Genomic DNA, 21,835 nt, shown 5'->3' with positions numbered 1-21,835 from the left:
TGAGCTAGGCGTTAGTAGGCATAAGCAATGAGCGAACTTAGTCAAGACACTAAAAATCTTGTTCATTCTCTGTATAAGTCCAGAGAAGCTCTTGAGGTTTGTGACATGCTAGAAATTGAATGTGGAACTGAAGCACTGTCATGTGAAGGCTGGACACCTAAGCAAATGGAGCGCATCCGATACGCTGTATTGAGGCTTGCAACTGAAAAATCGATGAGCTTCGAAGCTATCAATCTTGCTAAAACAGATTGGCGGAATCTTTTAATGGCAGCAGAATTTGGCAATGAAGTAGATGCTCATGAAAAGTGGGCGCACCGACATGCCAACTAACAAGCCGCTGAAATTCGTTCCGTCCACAAAAAGCGTGGCATCCACCGGACTTGCTAACGCTCGCCGTTTAGCTGGGCGTTATGAATAAAAACTATGTCTAATCTCAAAGACCGTCGATGGCGTCGAAAAGGCCTCGATAGAAAAATCGAGACTCCTTCATGGGGGGAGCTTGCTTTTGGGAAAAAGCTTTTCAATTTGCGGCATATGTTACTAGCTGTATTTACTAGTGGCTTCATATCTTTTGCAATGCTATATCAGCTTATAACCTATGGGCATTGGGAGGCCAAAGGAGCTAAAGTAGATGGTGCCGTGGGCTATGGTGTTGCCTTTTTCCTTCTAGTAATTTTCATAGCCCTACTTATTGCAACTATTAAAGACTGGCGGAGAGGCTAATGCATAACAAAAAGCAGCACGATTGCCCACAAAATATGTGGGCTGGACGGCCTACGCTTTGCTTCGGCCGCCCGTGTGCTAGGCGTTAGCCTTCTTAGGAGACAGAATGCCCATAGCTAGAACACTCTCAGTTAATAGGTTGGAAATACAAGATGACATTTCAGAGTCTTGTATTGACGGTGTTGTAAATGATCTAAAAGTGAAAGTAATACAGACTTGCGGTCCTATTACTACTGAGAGCTGGAAACTACTTAATGATCTCCTGATACCTAAACGTCCAGATATTGAGATAAGGATCTATGGTCATTATTCGAAAGTATGCGACCTAAGTACTCTGGCTTATATACCATCTGTTGAAACCTTGTCTATCGATTGTCTAAGAGAAGTAAGTGATCTAGAAAATATCACGCATTTGAAAGCACTAAAGTCATTATCTGTAGGTGTTTATAATCTAGATAACTTTGATTTCCTAGAATCCCTGCCTCAATCAATGGAGGCATTATTTCTCGGCGCTACAAAGTCAAAGAAACCTAAGTTAGATGGCTTGTCAAATCTACCATATCTAAAAGAGTTGTATATCGAGGGGCAAAACAAAAATATTGAAATAGTAGGTGAGCTCGAATTTCTAGAGAAGCTTACTCTAAGGTCTGTTAGTCCAAAGGACATTAGCTTTCTACGAAAACTCAGTAGATTGTGGTCTTTAGATATCAAGCTTGGCGGAATAAAAGATCTTAGTGCGATTGAAAGTTTGGAAAATCTGAAATACTTGGAATTATGGCAGATCAAAGGTCTATCTGATATCTCTGTAATATCAACTCTCACCGGGCTGCAGTATCTATTTCTCCAGTCACTTCGAAACGTAGACGAATTTCCAGATCTAAGTAATCTTACAAAATTAAGAAGGATATATTTGGAAACAATGAAAGGGCTGGAGGATTTAGATGGTTTGTTCAAAGCCCCAGCTTTAGAAGAGTTTATTCATGTATGTGCCCAAAATATGGCTCCAGATCAATACGATCAGTTGTTGGAACTGAAGTCCTTAAAGAAAGCATTGTTCGGCTTCGGTAGTGACAAAAAGAATAAACAGATGGAAAGTATGATGAAGCAGAAAGGCATTGAAGAGTATTCGCATGAACGATTTCTGTTTAATTAGGTATGTCAGGGCTAACAAGACGCTACTGTCGGACAAATTTTCCGCTGCGCTTCAAACTTGCCGCAGGCCGTGACGTTAGCATTCGTATGAGATATAGATGAAGTTTTTGAGAATCGGCACGCTAATCGTAACCGGGTTTTTTTTAGGGTTTACGACTTCCGCCTTTATGGAAGGCAGAGACAGATTACTTTATGAAATGGAAGGGTACAGCAGAGAGGCAAACTTCGTAAATATCCTTTTGGATCGTTACAGCCAAGACTGCGATAAGTTTAATTATGGACAGTACTATGCATTTCAAGACCATGCATTAACACGTTATGAGGGCCTTCTTTCTAAAAGTGCCAAATTCCCATACCTATTGAGAAGTGATGAAATGACTGTGCACTATGATTCCATAATTTTCTATAGAGAAAATTGGGCGAGTACAAATATGGCGTTGGAAAGGTGTTAGAGGGGAAAACAAGACAAAATGCTAACAAGGCGTTGCAGCGCGACGTCCAAAGCTGGTAACTACTTTCGATTACTCGGTGAATATGCAAGCGAAATTCCTATGGTAGCTGTGCATATAGACGAGCTATAAGTGGCGGAAAGGGGATCTGCGCAAAGTGGTGAAGGTTCTCGGCCCCGTACACTTCCGCCAGGGTAATCCCCACCGCCTCACACCAAGCCGGCAGCAGCTTTGCGGGTATCTTCTGCTTGCCTGTTTCCATTTTTGAAACTTGAGATGGCGCCAGCCCCAGCTGCCTAGCCAGCTGTGCGATCGTTTTCCCCTCCTGTTTCCTTGCGTTGCGCAGGCGTTCGCCCAGTGTTCCGGCCTCGTAGTCATCCATTGCTCTTGCCGATTGCTGCCTTCTGGTAATAAACTGTATGAATATACAGTATTCAAGGTTTCCAGAATGAAGCTTTCTCCACTCTATGGCCACGGCGTTGCCTGTGGCTTTCCCTCTCCCGCCGATGACCACAAGGAGGCGGCCCTCAGCCTAGATGAGCATCTGGTCAGCAAGCCGGCGGCGACCTTTATGGCGCGGGCGAATGGGGATTCCATGATGGGGATTGGCATCTTTGATAAGGATCTATTGATTGTCGATCGCTCTCTAACCCCTGCTCATGGTGATGTGGTGGTGGTGGCCCTGGACGGCCAGCTTACCTGCAAGGTGCTGGACCAGCAGCAGGGGCGGCTGCTCTCTGCAAATGATGATTATGCCCCAATCCCCATTTGGGAAGGGCAGGAATTGATTGTGGAGGGGGTGGTTAAAGCTTCGGTGCGTTACCACCGGCCGCGCTGAATGCTGGTATTGGTGGACTGTAATAGCTGTTACGCCAGCTGTGAGCAGATATTCCGGCCGGATCTGCGTGGGCGCCCGGTGGTGGTACTCTCCAATAACGATGGCTTTGTGGTGGCGCGCTCCAAGGAGGCGAAGCTGTTGGGCATCGGCGATCTGGAGCCCTTCTTCAAGGTTCAGCACCTGCTGCGCGCGCACCGGGTGGCGATCTTCTCCAGCAATTACCCGCTGTATGGCGATATCTCCCACCGGGTAATGACCACCCTCCGCGAGTTCAGCCCCAATGTGGAGGTCTACAGCATTGATGAGATGTTTCTAGATCTGCACGGGCTGCAGGAGGATTGGCAGGATTACGGCCGCAAGATCCGCAATACCCTGTGGCGTAACATCCGTATGCCTGTCGGTGTGGGTATCGCCCCCAGTAAGACCCTGGCCAAGCTCGCCAACCGCGCGGCCAAGAAAATTCCTAAGTGTGATGGCGTCTGTGCGTTGGATACGCAGGAGAAATGGCAGTGGATGCAGCGCCGCACAGCTGTGAATGATGTGTGGGGTATAGGCCGTCGCCTTACAAAGCGTCTGGTGGATTTCGGTATAGAGACCGCCTATGACCTGGCGCAGGCCAACCCGAAAATCCTGCGCCGCCGCATCAACGTGAATATTGAGCGAACAATCGAAGAGCTAAACTGTATCCCTTGCCTGGGCTTGGAGGAAGAGCCCCCAGCGAAAAAGCAGATCTATTGCACCCGCTCCTTCGGCGAAAAGCTCACCGACTTAGCGCCCATATTGCAAGCCGCGACCCCCTATGTCAGCAGGGCCGCGGAGAAACTGCGCGCACAGAAATCGATGGTTAAGTCGATTCACGTATTTCTGCACACCTCACCCCATGAACCCAACTACTACAGCCGCAGCCCCGTCGTGCAGACCCCATACCCCACCGACGACACGCGGGTAATCGTGCGGCTGGTGAGAGAAGCCATTGCCGATTTATACCGCCCCGGCTGCCGCTTTATGAAAGCGGGCGTCGGACTAATCGAGATAATCCCCCGCACGCTGGGGCAGGGGGATTTGTTCACCCCAGGGCAATTGCTTAGGGCAGGGCAGACCATGCAGGAGATCGACCGGATCAATAAAAAGTTTGGTCGCGGGACTTTGTTCCTGGGGGCTGAAGGCATCCAGAAAAAATGGAAGATGCGGCAGGCTTTTACATCGCCTGCCTATACCACTCGGTGGGGGGATTTGCCGAGGGTGGTGACTTGAGTTAGTGGAAGATGCGACCCAAGGAAGGGGTGGGGAATTAATAGTCTTGAAAAATATAATTTATCTTAGCATCGCCCGAAGTAGGGCAAGATTCTATGTTAATAGAAACTTCTTTGTTTGCCATAGCACTAGCAAGTAGCATTGAATACCAGTTTTTAGATGCATACTTGCCTGTTGGATCATTCTCATTCATCTCAAAGAAATAGTACTGACTTCCGGAAATACAGGAATCATTTTTTAATCTGAATCGTACTTCTCCTGAAGTGCTTGGAAAAATTCTCTTTATTTCCCCTGTTACGAATTCTGAGGATATAGCATTCATACTCCCTAAAGAAGCTATTGTAGTTGCTGCCCAATAGATAATTGACTTCCTCATTAAAACTCCTAATAAGAATTAATATTTATCTTGCAATCAGGTTTTGCTATCTACTAATTATAATTTAAATAGTTCGTTAGGTCATTTGTTGTTTATTCGTCGGTGTGGGGATCGCAACTAGTAAAATTCAAGCCCAGCCCTACTACTACAGCCGTAGCGCCGTAGCGCCGTAGTGCAGACCCCATATCCCACCGACGATACACGAGTAATCGTGCGGCTGGTGAGAGAAGCCATTGCCGATCTATACCGCCTCGGCTGCCGTTTTATGAAAGCGGGCGTCGGGCTAATCGAGATAATCCCCCGCGCCCTGGGCAGGGTGATTTGTTCACCCCAGGGCAATCGCTCGGGGCAGGGCAGTCTATGCAGACTATGGACCTGACAATAAAAAGTTCGGTTGCGGGACATTGTTTCTCGGGGCAGAAGGTATCCAGAAAAAGTGGAAGATGCGGCAGGCATTTACATCGCCTGCCTATACGACTCGGTGGGGGGGATTTGCTGAGGGCGGTGACTTGAGTGTGGGTTGTTGGGGATTCTGTCTTTAAGGGGGAATGCTTCGCTCAATCATTGGCTTGGAGGAGATGGAAGAACTCCATGCCCTCTGGAGCGCGCGTGGCGATACCTTCTCGGCGGTATTCGATAACAAAACCACCTCGTTCGAGGCATTGAAAAAAGTCCTCGCCGTAGGCTATACAGAACCTACCCTGGTCTATGGCCAGATCATTCCAGTACGCGACGGCCCTCGCACGGCGTTTGAACACATGTATCAGCCGGGCAATATGGTCGGCGAGCTGGAAAGGGATATTAAGCTGTTTGACCCCGACGAGCCGGATGGCATCGTGGTGGAATATTTCGACCCTCAAACCTGGAAACCGGCTACGGTCTTATGCACCCTGCCAGGGGACCTGGGCCAGGCGCCGAAAAAAGTCAGGGCCTTCGGCATCACCGAAAAAACCAAAGCCTGGCGCTTTGGTATGCGGCAAAGGCGCACCCAACGCTACCGTCGCGCTCGCTACAGCTTTAAGACGGAAATGGACGGCCTCAACAGCCGCTATCTGAGCTACTGCGCCCTTGCTGACGATATTCCCGGCTATTCGCAGACGGGCAGGGTGTTGGCGGTAAACGGCCGACTCATCACCTTGGATGCAGAACTGGAGTGGGGCACTGGTACGCACTTCCTCGCCCTGCGCAAACCAGATGGCACCCTGTCCGGGCTCTATACGGCTACGCCAACCAACAGCGCCAACCTCATAGAGATAGGTTCCAATTTGGATTTTACCCCCACACTAGACGGCAGCATGGAACCGCCGCTGTATATGTTCGGCCAAGCCGAGCGCTGGATCCCCCCGGCACTAATCACCGATATTAAATCCAGCGGCACAGAGCGGGGAAGTATGACGGCGGTCAATTACGATGAGCGGGTCTATGCGGATGATGATAATAGGCCGGCTTGATTGCAGAGGTGGCACACAGCCTAGTCGGCATAGTTCGATTGCGGCTATGGCTATTCCGAGTGGGTGATACAGAGCGTGTCGCCGGTGCGAAGGCCCGAATTATAGAGCCATGGCTTACATCTACAGAAAGATCCCCCTAACTTATTGATTTAATTATAGGTAAAATGTGTTCAAGAGCGGGAAGTTGAACCAGACGACTTGAGCCAATGGCTCACCATCTCTGGTTACTATTTAGACAGCAGTTTATAACCTGCTTTAAATAAAGGCTTTTTTGCGGAGCTTGAAGGCTCTATCCCAGAAATAGTAGCTAAATGGATAGTGAGCCTCTGGCTCTTTAATAAACTGTTAGTGGTAAGCAAGAATGAGATTTCAGTGCCCACATTGCAAAAATTTTGGAGTCAATGCTTTTTCAAAGATTGGGGCGCATTCACTTGGTCCTGCACGATGTTCAAGCTGCTGTTGCCACAGCGTTGAGCCAACACTCTGGCAAAAAGCAAAAAAGGCTTTGTGGGCAATAACTGGCCTATCTGCGTTTATTTCAGTGTTTATGGTAAGTGTACTACCGCTTCTTATCTGTTTTTCCGCGAGCGTTATACTCTCTCTATTCACACTATTTACGGTAAAGCTTCAACCAATTACAAACGCAGAAGTACACAATGGCCAGCTAAAGTTTTTAGTCGTGGTGCTCGCAGTGTTAGGGTTAGCGATTTACGGATACATCTTACAGTGATTGCCACTAACAAGCGCAAGCAGGTTGCTCCGGCCCTTGGGGCCTCCGCGGGACGCCCAACGCAGTGCAAATTTTGTGCAGGTCGCTGCGCTCCCAGTTTCGCACAAAATGTGCACAGCATTGGTCGCCCCTGTTGCGGGCGTTAGAACTCCAGACCGAGAAGCGAGATGGATTTAGATACCTTTTGTAGGCAAATTAAGGAAACCTATCCTGAAATATCAGCACATGCTGACAAGTTATATGATGACTATTGGAACAGGTTGGTCCAAACGGAATTCTCTTCATATTCTTGGTTTGAATCACTAGCGAATGCCCTGAATAGCGAAATGAAAAAGAAAGTGGCAGCTGATAATTATCAGGCACTCCTTGAAACCATTAGTTCAGAGTACGAGCACGGTGAAAGTGGAATAATGAAAGCAATTGACGTCGCGTTCGTAGAGAATCTGTTTTGGCAAGTAAATAGCGATAATGCTCGGCCGTACTGGGAAGTAATTCCTAAGAATCTAAAGGGGCTCTATGTCGGGTTTCACGGGCAAGCACCACTCTAACAATCACAGGCACGTTGCTACGGCCCTCTGGGCCTCCGCAGGACGGCCTACGCTGCGCTCCGGCCGCCCGTGCTGTGGGCGTTAGGTGTCAGGGATAGTATGAAGAAAATATCAGGATCAACATTCTATTTTAAGAAGCTTTTTCCAAGTATATGGTTTGGGTTTCTTTCATTCTTTCTAGTCACATCTTTGGCAGCTGGGGCAGCCCAGGAGTCCATAATGTTCTTGGTTGTGCCAGTTATTATGGCTGTCTTTGGCTTTTTCTTCTTCAAAAAGTTACTCTGGGATCTAGCTGATGAAGTCTATGACGAGGGAGACTCATTGCTCTTCCGTAAAGGAGGGCAAGAACAAAGAGTCCTACTCAAAGATATCATTAACATTAGTTACGCCCAGATGAGTTCGCCGGAAAGGGTTGTATTACAAATTCGTTCAGATGGCACTATCGGCAAGGAGCTTGCGTTTAATCCTCCAATGAGGTTTAACCCATTCTCTAGAAACCCCGTTATCACGGAGTTAATCGAGAGAGTAGATCGTGCTAGAAACACCTAACAAATTGCTGCAATTCGTTCCGGGCCTACGGCCCTCCACCGGACGAAACCTTCCCCCATTGAGTAGACGCCTACCTTTTGAATAGGGTAGGAAAAAATGCCGAAAATACTGAGTGAAGAGCGGGTTGTTGAATATTCAACAGAGTTTAAAGTTAGAGTGGTAGCTCTCACTAATCAACTGAAAGTAGATACGACCACTATCGCCAACATTATTGGTTTGCATCCAGTAATGGTGTATAGATGGCGACAGGAAAGTAGAGAAGGCAAGCTGGTCGAGAAGCCCAGTCGTAGAATAAGTATGGCAAAGACAACGAAAACTCAGTCTCAAACTGATGAGAAAGAGATAAGACGTCTAAAAAAGCAGGTTGAGAAATTGCAAAAGGAGAATGATTTCCTAAAAAAGTGGGAAATGTACCTGAAAGATCCAAAGCTGAAAGATTCTCGTTCATAGCTCTTAATCGATCAGACTTTGGTGTCAGGTACTTATGTAGATACTTGAATGTTTCACCCCAAGGGTTTTATAAGTGGCTCAACCGTGATGAGAGCACTCGAGACATAGAAAATAGGCAAATTCTTGGGTATATCGAAGCTATCTACGCGCAGCATGATGGTAATTATGGAAGCCCAAGAATTAGCGCAGAGCTGAAAGCTAATGGTGAACGAATAAATCACAAGCGCGTTGAACGCCTTATGAGAGAGGCTGGAATCGTGGTGAAAGCTGGAAGGATCTATCGTCGACGCCCTTTGCCTGGAAATCCTTGCATTAAGGTTGAAAATTTACAAAGAGAGCATGGTATGCCGATTAAACCAGACTCTCAATGGGCTGGTGATGTAACCTATCTGAAGATCAATGGGCAATGGCAATATTTAGCTGTGATTATTGATCTTTACTCCCGGAAAGTGTTGGGTTGGGAGCTGTCGGACACTCGAACTGTTGAGCTAACACTGTCAGCGCTAAATAAAGCTGTCCGTTGCAGAAATATAGAATCAGATCTAATATTTCACAGCGACAGAGGTTCTGAGTACGGTGCTTATGCATACCAAAACCGACTCAAGGAACTGGGTATTGTGCCGAGCATGAATCGTCCAGGATTTATGAATGATAATGTGTATGTAGAATCATTTTTTCAAACACTGAAAACTGAGAGCTTCAAAGGATTTAATTTTGAATCCGTTGAGGAGCTAAGAACCAACTTATCTTGGTATCTTGATAGGTACTATAACTTTAAAAGAAGACATGGTTCACTTGGGTTCAAAAGCCCAGATGAATATGAAAGAATGGCCGCATAAGATGAATATAAGGTGGCGTCTACTTTAAGGGGGGAGGCTTCGACGCGCAAACTGCGCGCGCCGTTGAGCAAAGCGTTATGTTTCAAAACAATGAATATTCTAGACATAGACGACCTACTTGATAAATGTATTGAAGTAGAAAGCTCGTTAGGTGAGAGGGAAATGTTTTTGTACTCCGTAGCGTATCTTGAGTCTGTAGCCGATATGCAGGGCTGGGACCACTTCTTTACACATTCAATGCATTTGTATGTCCCGCTATGCCAAATTTTAAAGTTGTCAGGTGATTTAGATTCGTTACGTATACTTAAAAATTACGAGAGCCACTTTTCTGCGTTTAATGTACGTTTTGGAGCTAAAGAAATTGACACTTTTCTCTCTATTGCAACCGAAAGCTATTTCGCTTCTTGCCCGGATTGGAGAGAGATGTTTAGTGGGTTGACAGAGCAAAGGTGGAGTTTAATTTCTAAATACTTAGAGAGTATTGGTTTTCAACTAAAAACATTACAAGGCGCTGTTAGCGCCAGGCCTTCGGCCTGACTGCGACCTCCGGTGTTGTCACGCCTCCGGCCCCAAAGCTTGGCATTATGAATTTAAACCATTAAGTCATTAGGAGTGACAATGAAAAAGCTAATGTTCATTTTTTTATGTTTAGTGAGCATATCTACGCAAGCTTTTGATCGGGTGAACGCTAGTATAGATAGGATTTATGCTGAAGATTTTGGCTTTACTTTTTTGGTTGGCAACTTGGATGGAAGTCAACAGTGTGGCGGATCACATTTCACTGTATATAGGGAAGCTAAGCCGCATTTTTCTGAGCTTTATTCTATGGCATTGACGGCTTTTTCTTCCGGGAAGAGAGTAGAAATAGTCATAAATAAATGTGAAGGCAATAGAGCTAGTGTTGACCATATGTCTGTCTACAAAGACTAATATTTTCATAGCATTTCAAGGCTGTCGGACGCTTCGCTCCGCAGCTTGAGGCGTTATGTTTTACGATTTAGCAACCTAAGGAGTAATGAATGAAAAAGATGTTTACCCTGTTAATTTCCTCAATCTGTTTTGCATCAACTTCTGCTGCAACAACATACACAGACTTAGATATTGACAAGATACAAGGGGAAGGGATTAGTGATCCCTATAACACTATCCATGTCAAAAATGATATAACTAACTCGCCATGCTCTAGCACTGACCAAATTGATAGGTTCGCAATTGTAAATGAGGTACAACAGAGTGTTGCAATTGCAGCTCTTATGGCGGGAAAGAAAATAACGATTGATACAACAGGAAGTTGCAATTCAGCGAATATCGAAATAGTTAATTACATTATGATATACGCTGATAAATAGTGAGTGAACATAATAAGTCGCTGCAGTCGGACAAATTACAGTATGCTTTAAGACTACGCTAGCACGCTGTAATTTTCTGCTGAGCGAGGCGTTATACGAAACTAGGTGGTAAGGTAGATTATGAAGAAGTTATTAGCTGTATCTTTTATGATGTTAAGCCAGGCGGTTAGTGCCGATTCGCTTTCATATACAGGGAAAATAAAATCAATATTCCTTGGTTCTATATATGAGAATAAAGTATTCATTGGTGTGGATGGAATTCCTACAGGAAGTAGGCCAGCTGGTTGTGAAGAAAATTCTGATTTTGATTTCGCGCTTGATCTTTCCTCAAGCTACGGAAGAGAATACTACAGTGCGATTTTGGCTGCATATACAGCTCAAAAGACTGTAAGACTGCGATCGTACGATAGTTGTAACCTGCATCCTAGCGTGCCAGATTTTAAAGATATTTGGGTTTTGTAGCGGCGTCTGACAAGCGGTTGAAGATGGATTAGTTTAAGTTGTCATCTTTGCTGCTTGCTCATCAAGGCCGCCAACTTAAATTAACCACTTAACCGAACGTTACATTTCTTAGAGAGATCATGCAAACGTATAGAAATCGACCAGATGTTTTTGAGCTAGTTGTTGGAGAGCGCTTTCTATCGAAAATCTCTATTAAACATCTTGAATATCCATTTGCTATAAGCGAAGAAGAGTATTGCTACTTCAATGATGTTTTGATTGGTGAGATGTTAGGGAAGGCCGAGATTTCTAAATATTACTATGAAGGCCTTCAAACTTCATATAAAGGAAGAATCGTCATTAGTTTGACTCCGATGATCACAAAGAATGAATATCTAGTTTGCCCTGAATATGAAGATTTCAATCAAGCATTAAGTAGTCTACTTAAAGTAGCCAGTGATTATGTCTTGATTTGTGAGGCTGATTGCGAACAATATGAAGTCAAAGAAAACCCAGATTTAGTGAAAATGTTGGGGAAATTAGAAGGCTTTTGTAAAGGTGAGTACTATGATTGCCCAACGTTTATTTATCGAGCCGAAATGTAACAAGGGCATGCAGCGGACCTCCGGCCGTTGCTGCCGGCGTTAGCCGTTGAACACATGGAGGTATGATGAAGGATAGAAACCAAGCATTAGTCTTTATCGTCTTGGTGCTTGCAATTAGTTGGAGCTTGGAGGCGTTCATCATCGCCAGCGGGGGTGTCAGGAATTTCGGCCCGCTTTGGATAGTCACCCTGATGTGCATCCCTGGCTCTCTTTCAATAGTGCTGAGACTCATCCTGAAATCTGGATATGAAGATGTCAGCTTTCGGATCGGAAAGGGACGCTACTACGTCTATGCAGTCGCAATTCCATTCCTATTAGTATTGCTAACGGGTCTGGTATCTGCAGCCATTGATATCCGGCAATTCTCGCTGGTGTCATTGGAGCAACTGATCCAACTCAGCCCTGTTCTTCTGTCCGTCTTAGTGCTTGGCCTGATCGGCGCATTTGGGGAAGAGCTCGGATGGCGCGGATTCCTATTGCCAAAGTTGGTAAGTGGTGGTGTTAAGAACCCCTATCTCGTCAGCGGACTTGTATGGGCGTCCTGGCATCTTCCACTCATTGCTTACGGAGGTTTCTACCAGACAGATTATACGTTGCTCATGGCGTTGATCTATGGCCTCGGTATTATCGCCATGAGCTTTGTATTCAGCGAGCTCAGAATGCGCTCTGGATCAGTCTGGGTTGCCACCATCGCCCACGCTGCTCACAATTTCTTCTTCCAGTTCGCGGCCCCTGTATTGCTTTTAACGGAACCGGGTTCGCGTTCAAAGTTTTGGGATATGGTGGCCAGCGATACTGGTTTGTGTATCGCAGTGTTCTATGCTGTTGCGTACCTCGTTTTTCGTCATGTCGTTCGACGGGGCAAGGCTTTTGATCGGTGTTTATCGCCAAAAGCCCCGATAAATCAGTAGCGGGCCTTGGCGGGGGTAAGCCACCGGGGCCAGTGCCTTTGGTGGTTAGGGTTTGTCGTTCCTGCAAGGAGGTAGACCATGCCTTTGACCGCTCACGTTCAACAACTTCACCACGTTAATAATCTATGTGCCGGCCTGGAATGGGTGGTTGGCTGCCCCAATCAGAATGCGCGCACCGCCTTGCTGCAGCTGATTGGTGAGGAGGCGGCCCTGAGCCTGGATGAGCACATGAACAGCAAGCCGGCGGCGACCTTTATGGCGTGGGCAAATGGGGATCCCATGATGGGGCTCGGTATCTTCGACAAGGATTTGTTGATTGTCGATCGCTCGCTAAAGCCTACCCATGGCGATGTGGTGGTGGCCTTGGATGGGCAGCTGACCTGCAAGGTGCTGGACCAGCAGCAGGGGCGGCTGCTCTCTGCGAATGATGACTACGCGCCGATCCCTATTTGTAAGGGGCAGGAATTGATTGTGGAGGGGGGGAAGGCTTCGGTGCGTTATCACCGGCCGCGCTGAATGCTGGTATTGGTGGACTGCAGTGAGCAGATATTCCGGCCCGATCTGCGCGGGAGCCCGGTGGTGGTGCTCTCCAATAACGATGGCTTTGTGGTGGCGCGCTCCAAGGAGGCGAAGCTGTTGGGCATTGGCGACTTGGAGCCTTTCGTTAAGGTTTAGCACCTGCTGGCCATCTTCTCCAGCAATTATCCCCTGTATGGCGATATCTCCCACCGGGTAATGACCACCCTCCGCGAGTTAGGCCCCAATGTGGAGGTTTACAGCATCAATGAGATGTTTTTGGATTTGCAAGGGCTGCAGGAGGATTGGCAGGGCTACGGCCGCAAGATCCGTAACACGCTCTGTCGTAATATTCGTATGCCTGTCGGAGTGGGTATCGCCCCCAGTAAAACCCTGGCCAAGCTCGCCAACCGCTCGGCCGAGAAGATCCCCAAGTGCGATGGCGTCTATGCATCGGATACTCCCGAGAAATGGCAGTGGGTGCAGCGCCGCACAGCTGTTTTTGTCATATCTATTCCTTCTGAAAGTATCTCCGTGGAAGCCTTGTCTAATTGGTTGATTTAACATTTTTCTGTAGGCTTTAAGTCGGTAAGCCATCCGCACAGAAATGGTCAGATCTTCGCTTTACCGTTTTGAGGGAGTCTTGGAGTTGAAAGGGAATATTTTGAACTCTGTTTTGAAAAAATGCAGCTGGCAAGAAATTGTACTTTTTTGGTGTTAAATCGTCTAATTTTTTTCATTTTTTTGGGTGCGGTCGATTTGGGAATTATGTACACTTGGTTTTATTAGTTTTAGGGAGTGATAATGAAAAATTTAGGCTTAATTGCAACTTTAATGCTTGCTTCAGTTCCAGTTTCAGCAAGTGACTCACTAGATATATGCTTAGTTACGGGGCACCCAGCATCAGATATAAAATACGAAAAGATCCAAAGAATTAAAATAGGTAAAAATTCTTATGGCAGTGTAACTGATGTTTTGCAGGTATTTGCTGATAAGGCTGATGCCTTAGGAGCTAATGCAGTAGTAAATTATGTTGGCTCTCAGCGTTTCGGATTTTGGCCTTGGCGTTTTGTTCGCCCAGTGGTAAGAGGTGAGGCGGTCAAGCTTTATTTTAGTAATGGTCAAACTTGCAGAGATATTGGTGGCGCAACGGTTAGAGAGGTTATTAAAACCAATAAAGAGCCTCATCACATTTAACTATACAATTGTTGTAATCTAAGTTTCGGTTATGGCTATCTTCTACTGTATCTTAGCGCAAAAGGTGTCAGTAGACTCAGACAATTGAGTTGTGTGCTGGGTTTAATTCACTTCAGGACAATAGTTCTGAGTAGGAGTAGCCATATAGACGATGGGTTGAATCAGCAAAAAAATAGCAGTGGCTCTTTGTTTATAGGGGACAATGGTGTCCAGAGAAAATTGAATGTGCGGTAAGTATTTACATTGCCTACTTGAATCGCTAGATGGGAAGATTTCCCTTGGGGAGTGACTTTAGTTTTGCTGGACTGCTCAAGCCACTCACTTTGTTCACACGGTTAGTCTTGATGCAGATATGTATTCGATAAAGATATGACCGTTAACCCTTCCTATAGGGTCATAACCGTTGCACCAATACGAATATCCAATGTGAGGACGGTCGGGCCCATTACCTGCGGCACCTGGAGGGATGTCATCCATATCTATAATAAGAGACCAGGTGCGCTCCCGAGTACCATGCCCCACCGTTCGTGAGCATTTCCACTCAACTGGTGTATATCGACTAGTATCGCCTGAAGCCGTCATAGTTACCTCAAAATCATCCATTGTTAGGTTTAAGCCAGTTGCATCGTTAATTCGCGCTAATGCACGTGCTCTAGCTTTGTCCTCTTTGCCTCTTGCGGCAAACCCAGTGCTTGGTGGATTGTCTTGTAAGTCTTCGTCATGTTCTGTGAGTTGATAAGGTGGAATTTTTGTAGAACCTCTTAAAGCAACCATTCGGAAACTCCTTGATTAAATAATTATTTTAAATGGCAGCCAGAATGCATTTTAGGCTGCCTCGAGAGGGTGCGATATTTGCCCCCAAGATGAATTTAATAACTTATTAGGAGACTTCTCTATCATGCGATACTTCACGATGTTTTCCTGCTTTTCACCTGAATAAGAGGGTAAAAGCTCTTAAATGTAAATTAATATTGTAGATCTACTAATAAATGTTACCCTTCACTTCAGCAGAGCAGCAAAGCTGTTATACAGTCTCCTTACTCCATCGATGACATTCGTAATTGTACGATCGGGAGGTGAAAGATTGTTGCGAATTTTAAACCGTCCAGGATGACTTTCTATGAAAGAAGGAATAGGGCATATCGAGATTACTCCCACCAGGGCAATTGTTCAGAATAAGGGAGGCTATATAGGAGATGGATCGAATCAACAAAATATTCGTCCAGGAGGCGCTTCCAGTTGTAGTAATACACTAAGGAATGATCAAAGGCTCGAATACTGCCTGCCTTGATCTGAGAGCAGCATAGCTCAACCGGGTATTTCTTGATATTCCCGGGCCATTACCAAGGACATTTGTCGTTAATGTGGCATCTGCTTGCTTTGAGAGGGACCATTTGACGATGCATGTGAGCATGCAAATCTATGGTGGTTGCCAGGCAACACCAGTCTTAACCAAGCCCAGATATAGGTAATATCAACGCGCCAAATTTTGATTGGGCTTCCATGCATTAAACTGGCGATCAAGTTCATTTGGCGTGTCTAAGTGCGCAATTATTTCGCTTCTGTATTGATGAGAGTTAGGAATGCTTGCATACCAAACCGGTCTTACACACTTGCCTTCTAACTTTGAATCTCACGATTGATATCCCTGCCGATAAGGTAAATTGACGATTTTGTGGCTTTCTCCTGAGCTATGGCTGCGTTAGAAGGGCTCCGTGACTTGGGAGCGGTGCTGCATTCTAGGTAGTTCAGAGGAGTTTTTCTTCCTTCTATATTCGAAGTGGTATGTCCGATATGCTTCAATCATTTTGCGGGCTAGCTTCAAGCTAATAAGTCTCTCAGCGTGTGCGATTCTTCTTGGTGAGTACCAAGAGGGCGAGCTCCTTTTAAACCTTTTTCTCTCTTACTGGGTTGTCAGTATGGCTTTAAGCTCTTAAATATCTATTACTCAGTTGTTAGCGCTTTATTTGCGGGTAAGTCTCCATACGTTCTGTCTCATATCAAAATGTTGATAGTTTAGTGGCGCTATAATCTATTTCTGACGGATTTCTTAGGCGACATGTTTAATTTTATGTCTCAATTTTGGCGAATATTTTCACCTGAAGTAGTATGGCGGCATTAGGAAATAAAAACTTGTGAGCTGGTACCTATTGTTGGGAGAAGTTGTAGTTGTACTAATTTAACGAGGAGAGTTAAGGTGGGACTGGTTTGGAAAAATTATAACGTTTATGGCAATGATGTGGGTTAGCTGGTAAGGCTTGCTGGAAAATATTTAATTGTTGTTTAACTAATTCTGCTGAATTGGTTCTAAATAAAAGCCTAATTGAACCTTGACAATTGCTTGAAGGGTGATGGTTTTGTTTGGTTTGCGTACGATGAAGATATTTTGACTATTTATTGAAAAGCTTCTCCTTTAACATAAGATGGGTTTGAAATATGAAAATATTTATGCGTGCATTGGCTTTCTGTGTTTTTTGTGTTGGATATTGTAATCAGGCATTTTCTATTGAGATTCTCGCACATAGGGGGGCGTCTGGTGAATATCCTCAAAGTACAAGGCTAGCGTTTGATAGAGCATTGGAGCAAGGTGCCGATATACTAGAGTTAGATGTTCATCTGTCGAAAGACTACTTTGTCATCATTAATCATGATTCAGACCTTAAGGATAATGTTGGGATATCTGAAAAAATTGCGGATTTGACGTTGGGTGAAATTAAAACCCTTGATGCTGGTCACGAATTCACATTAGATAATGGCAATAGCTACCCTTTTAGGGGGCAAGGACTCACCCTGTTAACTCTCAATGAATTGTTTGAGCGTTACCCGGATGGCTATTTTAATATAGAGATTAAGCCGAATGATAAGACTCTTTCTGAGACTCTTTGGCAAGTCATTGCAGATTACCGTATGGAGCAGCAAGTTACTGTTGCTAGCCAGCATAGTAAAGCCATGAAGCACTTCCGTGAACTTAGCGGGGGTCAGGTTAGAACCAGTGCAACTATAGGTGAGCTTATCGAAGCAAGTCTTGCTTGGAGTACAGGTTTTGGCTGGGCTTTTCAGCCCAAGTTTGATGTTGCACAATTGCCATATAGTATTACGACCAAGCCCTATGTGCGCTTTTTTCAGAAAAAAGGAGTGGCTGTGGACCTTTGGACAGTGAACAATGAAGACCATATTGAGCGCAGTATATCATTGGGTGTAGATGGGATTATTGGTGATTATCCAGGCCGAATTTATCGAGCGCTTGTTGATGCTGGTGAGCGTTAACTGATCACTCTATTTTTAAAGGCTATGGAAGGTTGAAATGTAATAAATTTTAAAGTGAATTGGGACCTTATTGTGTTTTGGGTGCTCTAGTGATACAAAGTTGTTCTCAAGGTGACTTCTTTGAGCCCCGATTCCAAGTGAATTAAGTTCCTTCCTGTTTGAATAGTTTGGATCCATTTGCAAATACAGAGATGCCGCATGGGTAGGCTGGAAACTGATGTATTTTGATTTTTGATGGGTGCTTAGGAGGCGATTTCTGTGTGACAATGAATCTAGCAGTGGGCGTTTTGTGTTGATCGGCTGTTTTTAGTAGTGTTTAGTTATCATAATAAGGGGAGGGGGTTAGATGTATAAAACAATTCTTTGCGCTATAGAGGCTTCCAAAGAAGGGCGCTTTGTGCTTTCTAGGGCCGTAGAACTTTCAAGGCAGCATGAAAGTAAGTTAATCGTATTAAATGTGCTTCCCTACAGTTTTTTGCCTAAGGATTATCAGCGAGAGCTTAAAGAGGATGCTATTCCGAAGTTTGAGGAGATAGTTTCAGATTTCGGTATCTCTAAGAAAAATAGACTCCTGAAAGTAGGCAAGCCCTATGAGGTGATTTGCAAGGAAGCTGAAAAAAGAAGTGTAGATTTAATCGTGCTCGGGACTCACTCTAAGAAAGGTATAAGCTCTCTAATAGGCTCTACGGCAAATAGTATCGTAAATTATGCTCATTGTGATGTGACTTTGGTGCGGATTTAATTGATGCTGAACTTATTTTTTATTGTTAGTTGAGTTATTCGATACCAAGCCTAGCCGGTGCTGTTATCTAAGTAATCGTTATGTGAGTAAATCTTAGCCGAGTAACTATTTTGATTATAGTTACTCGGCTCCGGCTGTACAATTTAAAGCGGAAATTTTAGGCCTACCACAAATCTACTCTGCTACGAGACGGAATGAGGCGGCAGTCCAGAATTTGAGCTCTCAGCTTCCTCTGCTTCCTTGAATTCATCCTCTTGCTCTGCAGAGATAGGTGCATTGCGTAGAACTAGGAAGCCGGCAACTCCGGCGATTACAGAAGCTAGTAGGATACCGGCTTTCGCCTGCACCAGAAGTTCGTACTGGGAGCTAAATGCCAGCTCGGCTATAAAGATAGACATAGTAAAGCCAATGCCGGCGAGTAATGCCACACCTACGATATGCTGAAAGTTCGCAGCCTTGGGTAGCTTGCCCCAGCCAAGTTTCCAGCCAATCCAAGTTGCGCCTACAATGCCAATTAGCTTGCCAACAACCAAGCCGCTAATGACACCAAGTGTTACTGGGTTGAGTACCGCTGCTGAACTACTAAAGCTATCGAAAGGGATGCCCGCATTAGCCAGTGCGAAAATTGGAATTACTATAAAGCCCACCGGGATATGTAAGCGGGTTTCCATACGCTGTAGGGGGGACTGAGCTAGATTTACACCGTTACCCAAGGCCATTACACGTGCATGGAGGGCATCGTTTGCAATGATCTTATCACCGGGGCGAAAGTATCGATCGAAGCTGCGGATAATATCTTTAACAAAGGTGCTGAACGCTACGGGATCATACTTTGGCTTGGCAGGTAGTGCCATTGCCGTAATTACGCCTGCTAGAGTGGCATGAACGCCTGCCTTGTAAAGTCCGTACCAGAGCAAAATACCGGTAAAGACGTAGGCAGAGGAGCGGCGAACCCCGGCGGCATTGAGTAAGCCCATGATTGCAACTAGAAATCCGGAGGCCATTAAAGCGGTAGTGTTCACTTGCTCTGTATACCAAATAGCAATTACAAGAATTGCTCCTAGGTCATCTACAATGGCTAGGGCTACCAGAAAAGTTACTACAGCCCTTGGTACTCTGTTTCCTAGTAATGCTATACAGCCCACGGCAAAAGCGATATCAGTAGCCATAGGGATACCCCAACCGCGTTCTGCGATGTCGCCACTGTTTAGGGAGCTATAAATCAAGGCTGGAACTACCATGCCGCCAACCGCTGCCATTACGGGCAGGACTGCTTGGCGTAGATCTGAAAGTTCTCCAACTAAAAATTCACGTTTAAGTTCTAACCCTACCAGGAAAAAGAAGATGGCCATTAGGCCATCATTAATCCAATGATGTAGTGATAAAGAAAGCACCCAGTCACCAGTGCCAATGCTGACTGGCATGTGCAGCAGGTGCTTGTAAGCATCCTGTAGGGGGGAGTTGGCAACAATCAGTGCAACCATTGCAGAGAGCATCAGTAAGATACCACTGCTGCTTTGGCGATGGATAAATTCTTCGAAAGGTGTAACCAGGCGGCCAAAGGCCTCCTCTAGCGGTGCCTCAAAGACTTTTCCTTTACGAATTTTGAACCTATCCAGAACACTTTTTGCCATCGGCTAATTGCCTCCTTTTATTAAGCTAAGCCACACCAAATGCAGGGCTATTTTATGCCTGTTCAGACCAGAGGTTATCATGGTCGTAGTGTCATTTTCTATATTTGACGTTTTTTATTGAGTTGGGTGTTTCTGGGTTTAGTTTTGGAAATAGGTAGAGAGATAGGCATATCTTGCTTACGAATAGGCACTAAGTAAGCACAATTTTATATGTATGATATTGCTTGCATATGCAATTGGAGAGTGAAGTATGGCATTCACTAAAAGATAATTTCCCTTTTGAATATTAGCTAATTATTAAAGGGTTTATCTCACCTTATAACTTTTTAGGGTTATTTTTTGCTAACCCTCTTTTAGGTTGTGTCATAGTCCTTGCGTGGCACTTCTATGTGCGGGATGCGGAATGTTTAAAGGTATAATTGTATATGCTTGAATAATGTCATTAGAAGAAATAAGGCTAGATTCATAACGTAATATTTAATTGTTCATATGTGTTGTAACTGCAATATAGAATGCAATGAGATAATGCTGCGTGATATGCTTTAATTGCTATTTGGTTAATACTGATTGTTGTTTAATGAAACTTATTTGAAAGTGCACAGTATTGAGGCATTGAATTTATGATGCTCTCAATAGAATTATAATCATTATCAAATTTAGGTTAAATCTATTTGCTGGCCCACAACAGTCAATGGAAAAATAGTCTCTACTTCTCGGCCAGGGAAAAGGCGCTTTTCCTAAGGGCTTAATACCTCAAATTTTCTCTTTTTGATGCCACTGTTCTTTCTTGAGGTCGAAATTTAGAATTAAGTGGCCAGAGGTACTTATGCACATCCACCACTATATGTGGTTGAATATGCTATAAGCAAAGTCTTTACGCTAATGCTTCAAATGCCTGATAATTGGCCGTCTAGCCTCTGGGGGGTGGTTTCCTGCGAACCTCTCACTGAAGAGGGAATAGGAATTGAATCAAAATCTTGGAGTGATCGGTGACGACAACAGTTGAACGCAAGGCGACCAATGTACATTGGCATGATGGCGATGTAACTCGTGACAACAGGGCCAGTATTCTTGGTCACAAAGGCGTGACCCTTTGGTTCACCGGCCTGTCGGGTTCCGGCAAGAGCACGGTAGCAGTAGCAGTTGAGAAGGCTTTGGCTGCGCGTGGTGTCCTGAGCTATCGCCTGGATGGTGACAATATACGTCTGGGTATCAACTCCAATCTAGGCTTTTCTGCTGAAGATCGCCAAGAAAATATCCGTCGTGTAGGTGAGATTTCTAAACTGTTTGCGGACACTGGGATTGTGGTTCTCAGTAGCTTTATTAGTCCATATCGAGAAGATCGCGATATGGTTAGAAAGATGCATGAGGATGGCAATCTGCCTTATTTGGAGGTGTTTGTAGACTGTCCACTGGAGGAGGCAGAATCTCGTGACCCTAAAGGCCTTTATAAAAAGGCTCGTGCGGGTGAAATTAAGGGTTTTACTGGAATTGATGACCCATATGAAGCGCCTATTTCCCCTGAGTTGCGTCTCAATACGGCAGAAATGACCTTGGAACAAGAGGTGGAAGTGATTATTTCTACCCTGCAAGAGAAAGGTCTTATTGCCAAGGATTAAGCTGAATTTTTTGAGGCATATTAGAAGGGAAGCCTGACGGGCTTCCTTTTTGTCTTTGCCTGATTTGTTGGGCTACTTGGTTCGATATTTCTGATACATCCTTCCTATAAGTCCTCCCCGGCGCCAACTGTCGGTTGACCTCTTTATCCCTTCATATACTCAAGCTGTATCACTTGGTGAAGTTGACAGCTGTGG

Annotated in this window: 27 protein-coding genes and 1 pseudogene; 24 read left to right on the top strand and 4 right to left on the bottom strand. The window is 45.1% G+C overall.

The window, feature by feature from the left end:
- Positions 1-27 precede the first annotated feature (27 nt).
- The 3 genes from ACJJIB_RS13655 (at position 28) to ACJJIB_RS13645 (ending at position 1,876) form a co-directional block, all read left to right on the top strand.
- Positions 28-330 carry a hypothetical protein gene (locus tag ACJJIB_RS13655; RefSeq protein ID WP_444886466.1) on the top strand — a complete coding sequence of 101 codons (303 nt, stop codon included), beginning with the start codon at positions 28-30 and terminating at the stop codon, positions 328-330.
- Positions 331-423: 93 nt separating this feature from the next.
- Complete coding sequence (locus ACJJIB_RS13650) at positions 424-723, top strand: hypothetical protein (protein WP_252082806.1); 300 nt, start codon at positions 424-426, stop codon at positions 721-723.
- Between the two features lie 106 nt (positions 724-829).
- Complete coding sequence (locus ACJJIB_RS13645; RefSeq protein ID WP_444886465.1) at positions 830-1,876, top strand: leucine-rich repeat domain-containing protein; 1,047 nt, start codon at positions 830-832, stop codon at positions 1,874-1,876.
- Positions 1,877-2,424: 548 nt separating this feature from the next.
- Here ACJJIB_RS13645 and ACJJIB_RS13640 read toward each other — a convergent pair.
- Entirely contained in the window at positions 2,425-2,706 is a 282-nt protein-coding gene (locus tag ACJJIB_RS13640) for a helix-turn-helix domain-containing protein (protein ID WP_444886464.1), read from the bottom strand.
- A 66-nt stretch (positions 2,707-2,772) separates the two neighbouring features.
- Here ACJJIB_RS13640 and ACJJIB_RS13635 point away from each other — a divergent pair, with 66 nt between their 5' ends.
- Both ACJJIB_RS13635 and ACJJIB_RS13630 read left to right on the top strand, forming a co-directional pair.
- A complete protein-coding gene (locus tag ACJJIB_RS13635; RefSeq protein ID WP_444886463.1) occupies positions 2,773-3,162 on the top strand; it encodes a LexA family protein in 390 nt (129 codons plus the stop codon).
- Positions 3,163-4,416: a Y-family DNA polymerase gene (locus ACJJIB_RS13630; RefSeq protein WP_444886462.1), complete on the top strand. Its 1,254-nt coding sequence runs from the start codon at positions 3,163-3,165 to the stop codon at positions 4,414-4,416.
- A gap of 37 nt (positions 4,417-4,453) precedes the next feature.
- Here the strand turns inward: ACJJIB_RS13630 and ACJJIB_RS13625 are convergent, their stop codons facing one another.
- Positions 4,454-4,792: a hypothetical protein gene (locus ACJJIB_RS13625; RefSeq protein ID WP_444886461.1), complete on the bottom strand. Its 339-nt coding sequence runs from the start codon at positions 4,790-4,792 to the stop codon at positions 4,454-4,456.
- Between the two features lie 172 nt (positions 4,793-4,964).
- Between ACJJIB_RS13625 and ACJJIB_RS13620 the strand changes: the two genes are divergently transcribed.
- From ACJJIB_RS13620 to ACJJIB_RS13545, 16 genes and pseudogenes are all read left to right on the top strand, one after another.
- Positions 4,965-5,171: a hypothetical protein gene (locus ACJJIB_RS13620; RefSeq protein ID WP_444886460.1), complete on the top strand. Its 207-nt coding sequence runs from the start codon at positions 4,965-4,967 to the stop codon at positions 5,169-5,171.
- 25 nt (positions 5,172-5,196) lie between these two features.
- Positions 5,197-5,334, top strand: coding sequence for a DUF4113 domain-containing protein (locus ACJJIB_RS13615; RefSeq protein ID WP_444886459.1), 138 nt, complete (start codon positions 5,197-5,199; stop codon positions 5,332-5,334).
- A gap of 6 nt (positions 5,335-5,340) precedes the next feature.
- A complete protein-coding gene (locus ACJJIB_RS13610; RefSeq protein ID WP_444886458.1) occupies positions 5,341-6,243 on the top strand; it encodes a host specificity factor TipJ family phage tail protein in 903 nt (300 codons plus the stop codon).
- 897 nt (positions 6,244-7,140) lie between these two features.
- Positions 7,141-7,521: a DUF7674 family protein gene (locus tag ACJJIB_RS13605; RefSeq protein WP_252085139.1), complete on the top strand. Its 381-nt coding sequence runs from the start codon at positions 7,141-7,143 to the stop codon at positions 7,519-7,521.
- 99 nt (positions 7,522-7,620) lie between these two features.
- Complete coding sequence (locus tag ACJJIB_RS13600) at positions 7,621-8,070, top strand: hypothetical protein (RefSeq protein ID WP_444886457.1); 450 nt, start codon at positions 7,621-7,623, stop codon at positions 8,068-8,070.
- A 96-nt stretch (positions 8,071-8,166) separates the two neighbouring features.
- The gene (locus ACJJIB_RS13595; protein ID WP_444886456.1) at positions 8,167-8,520 is read left to right on the top strand and encodes a transposase; all 354 of its coding nucleotides are present in this window, start codon (positions 8,167-8,169) and stop codon (positions 8,518-8,520) included.
- Positions 8,472-9,359: an IS3 family transposase gene (locus tag ACJJIB_RS13590; RefSeq protein ID WP_444886455.1), complete on the top strand. Its 888-nt coding sequence runs from the start codon at positions 8,472-8,474 to the stop codon at positions 9,357-9,359. Before ACJJIB_RS13595 ends, ACJJIB_RS13590 begins: the two co-directional genes overlap by 49 nt.
- Before the next feature lie 12 nt (positions 9,360-9,371).
- On the top strand, positions 9,372-9,896 hold the full coding sequence (locus ACJJIB_RS13585; protein WP_444886454.1) for a hypothetical protein: 525 nt from the start codon (positions 9,372-9,374) through the stop codon (positions 9,894-9,896).
- Between the two features lie 81 nt (positions 9,897-9,977).
- On the top strand, positions 9,978-10,289 hold the full coding sequence (locus tag ACJJIB_RS13580; RefSeq protein WP_444886453.1) for a hypothetical protein: 312 nt from the start codon (positions 9,978-9,980) through the stop codon (positions 10,287-10,289).
- 89 nt (positions 10,290-10,378) lie between these two features.
- The gene (locus ACJJIB_RS13575) at positions 10,379-10,708 is read left to right on the top strand and encodes a hypothetical protein (protein ID WP_444886452.1); all 330 of its coding nucleotides are present in this window, start codon (positions 10,379-10,381) and stop codon (positions 10,706-10,708) included.
- 120 nt (positions 10,709-10,828) lie between these two features.
- Positions 10,829-11,170, top strand: a complete 342-nt coding sequence (locus tag ACJJIB_RS13570; RefSeq protein WP_444886451.1) for a hypothetical protein — start codon at positions 10,829-10,831, stop codon at positions 11,168-11,170.
- A 119-nt stretch (positions 11,171-11,289) separates the two neighbouring features.
- Positions 11,290-11,754 (top strand): hypothetical protein, encoded by a 465-nt coding sequence (locus tag ACJJIB_RS13565; RefSeq protein ID WP_444886450.1) that lies wholly within the window; start codon positions 11,290-11,292, stop codon positions 11,752-11,754.
- Between the two features lie 65 nt (positions 11,755-11,819).
- Positions 11,820-12,665 carry a CPBP family intramembrane glutamic endopeptidase gene (locus tag ACJJIB_RS13560; RefSeq protein WP_444886449.1) on the top strand — a complete coding sequence of 282 codons (846 nt, stop codon included), beginning with the start codon at positions 11,820-11,822 and terminating at the stop codon, positions 12,663-12,665.
- 78 nt (positions 12,666-12,743) lie between these two features.
- A complete protein-coding gene (locus tag ACJJIB_RS13555; protein WP_444886448.1) occupies positions 12,744-13,181 on the top strand; it encodes a LexA family protein in 438 nt (145 codons plus the stop codon).
- A pseudogene (locus ACJJIB_RS13550) lies at positions 13,182-13,745 on the top strand (Y-family DNA polymerase).
- Between the two features lie 240 nt (positions 13,746-13,985).
- Complete coding sequence (locus tag ACJJIB_RS13545) at positions 13,986-14,378, top strand: hypothetical protein (RefSeq protein WP_444886447.1); 393 nt, start codon at positions 13,986-13,988, stop codon at positions 14,376-14,378.
- Positions 14,379-14,705: 327 nt separating this feature from the next.
- Here the strand turns inward: ACJJIB_RS13545 and ACJJIB_RS13540 are convergent, their stop codons facing one another.
- Complete coding sequence (locus ACJJIB_RS13540; protein ID WP_444886446.1) at positions 14,706-15,152, bottom strand: hypothetical protein; 447 nt, start codon at positions 15,150-15,152, stop codon at positions 14,706-14,708.
- A 1,662-nt stretch (positions 15,153-16,814) separates the two neighbouring features.
- Here ACJJIB_RS13540 and ACJJIB_RS13535 point away from each other — a divergent pair.
- Positions 16,815-17,645, top strand: coding sequence for a glycerophosphodiester phosphodiesterase family protein (locus ACJJIB_RS13535; RefSeq protein WP_444886445.1), 831 nt, complete (start codon positions 16,815-16,817; stop codon positions 17,643-17,645).
- Positions 17,646-17,991: 346 nt separating this feature from the next.
- Positions 17,992-18,387 (top strand): universal stress protein, encoded by a 396-nt coding sequence (locus ACJJIB_RS13530; RefSeq protein ID WP_444884573.1) that lies wholly within the window; start codon positions 17,992-17,994, stop codon positions 18,385-18,387.
- Between the two features lie 182 nt (positions 18,388-18,569).
- Here ACJJIB_RS13530 and nhaA read toward each other — a convergent pair whose 3' ends face one another.
- Positions 18,570-20,021 carry a Na+/H+ antiporter NhaA gene (nhaA, locus tag ACJJIB_RS13525; RefSeq protein WP_444886444.1) on the bottom strand — a complete coding sequence of 484 codons (1,452 nt, stop codon included), beginning with the start codon at positions 20,019-20,021 and terminating at the stop codon, positions 18,570-18,572.
- A 989-nt stretch (positions 20,022-21,010) separates the two neighbouring features.
- Here nhaA and cysC point away from each other — a divergent pair.
- The gene (gene cysC, locus ACJJIB_RS13520; protein ID WP_444886443.1) at positions 21,011-21,640 is read left to right on the top strand and encodes an adenylyl-sulfate kinase; all 630 of its coding nucleotides are present in this window, start codon (positions 21,011-21,013) and stop codon (positions 21,638-21,640) included.
- The last annotated feature ends 195 nt before the right edge of the window (positions 21,641-21,835 follow it).

The organism is Microbulbifer mixtoriginis (SeqCode) (genome assembly GCF_052467705.1).
This window is presented reverse-complemented; position numbering and strand designations above follow the sequence as displayed.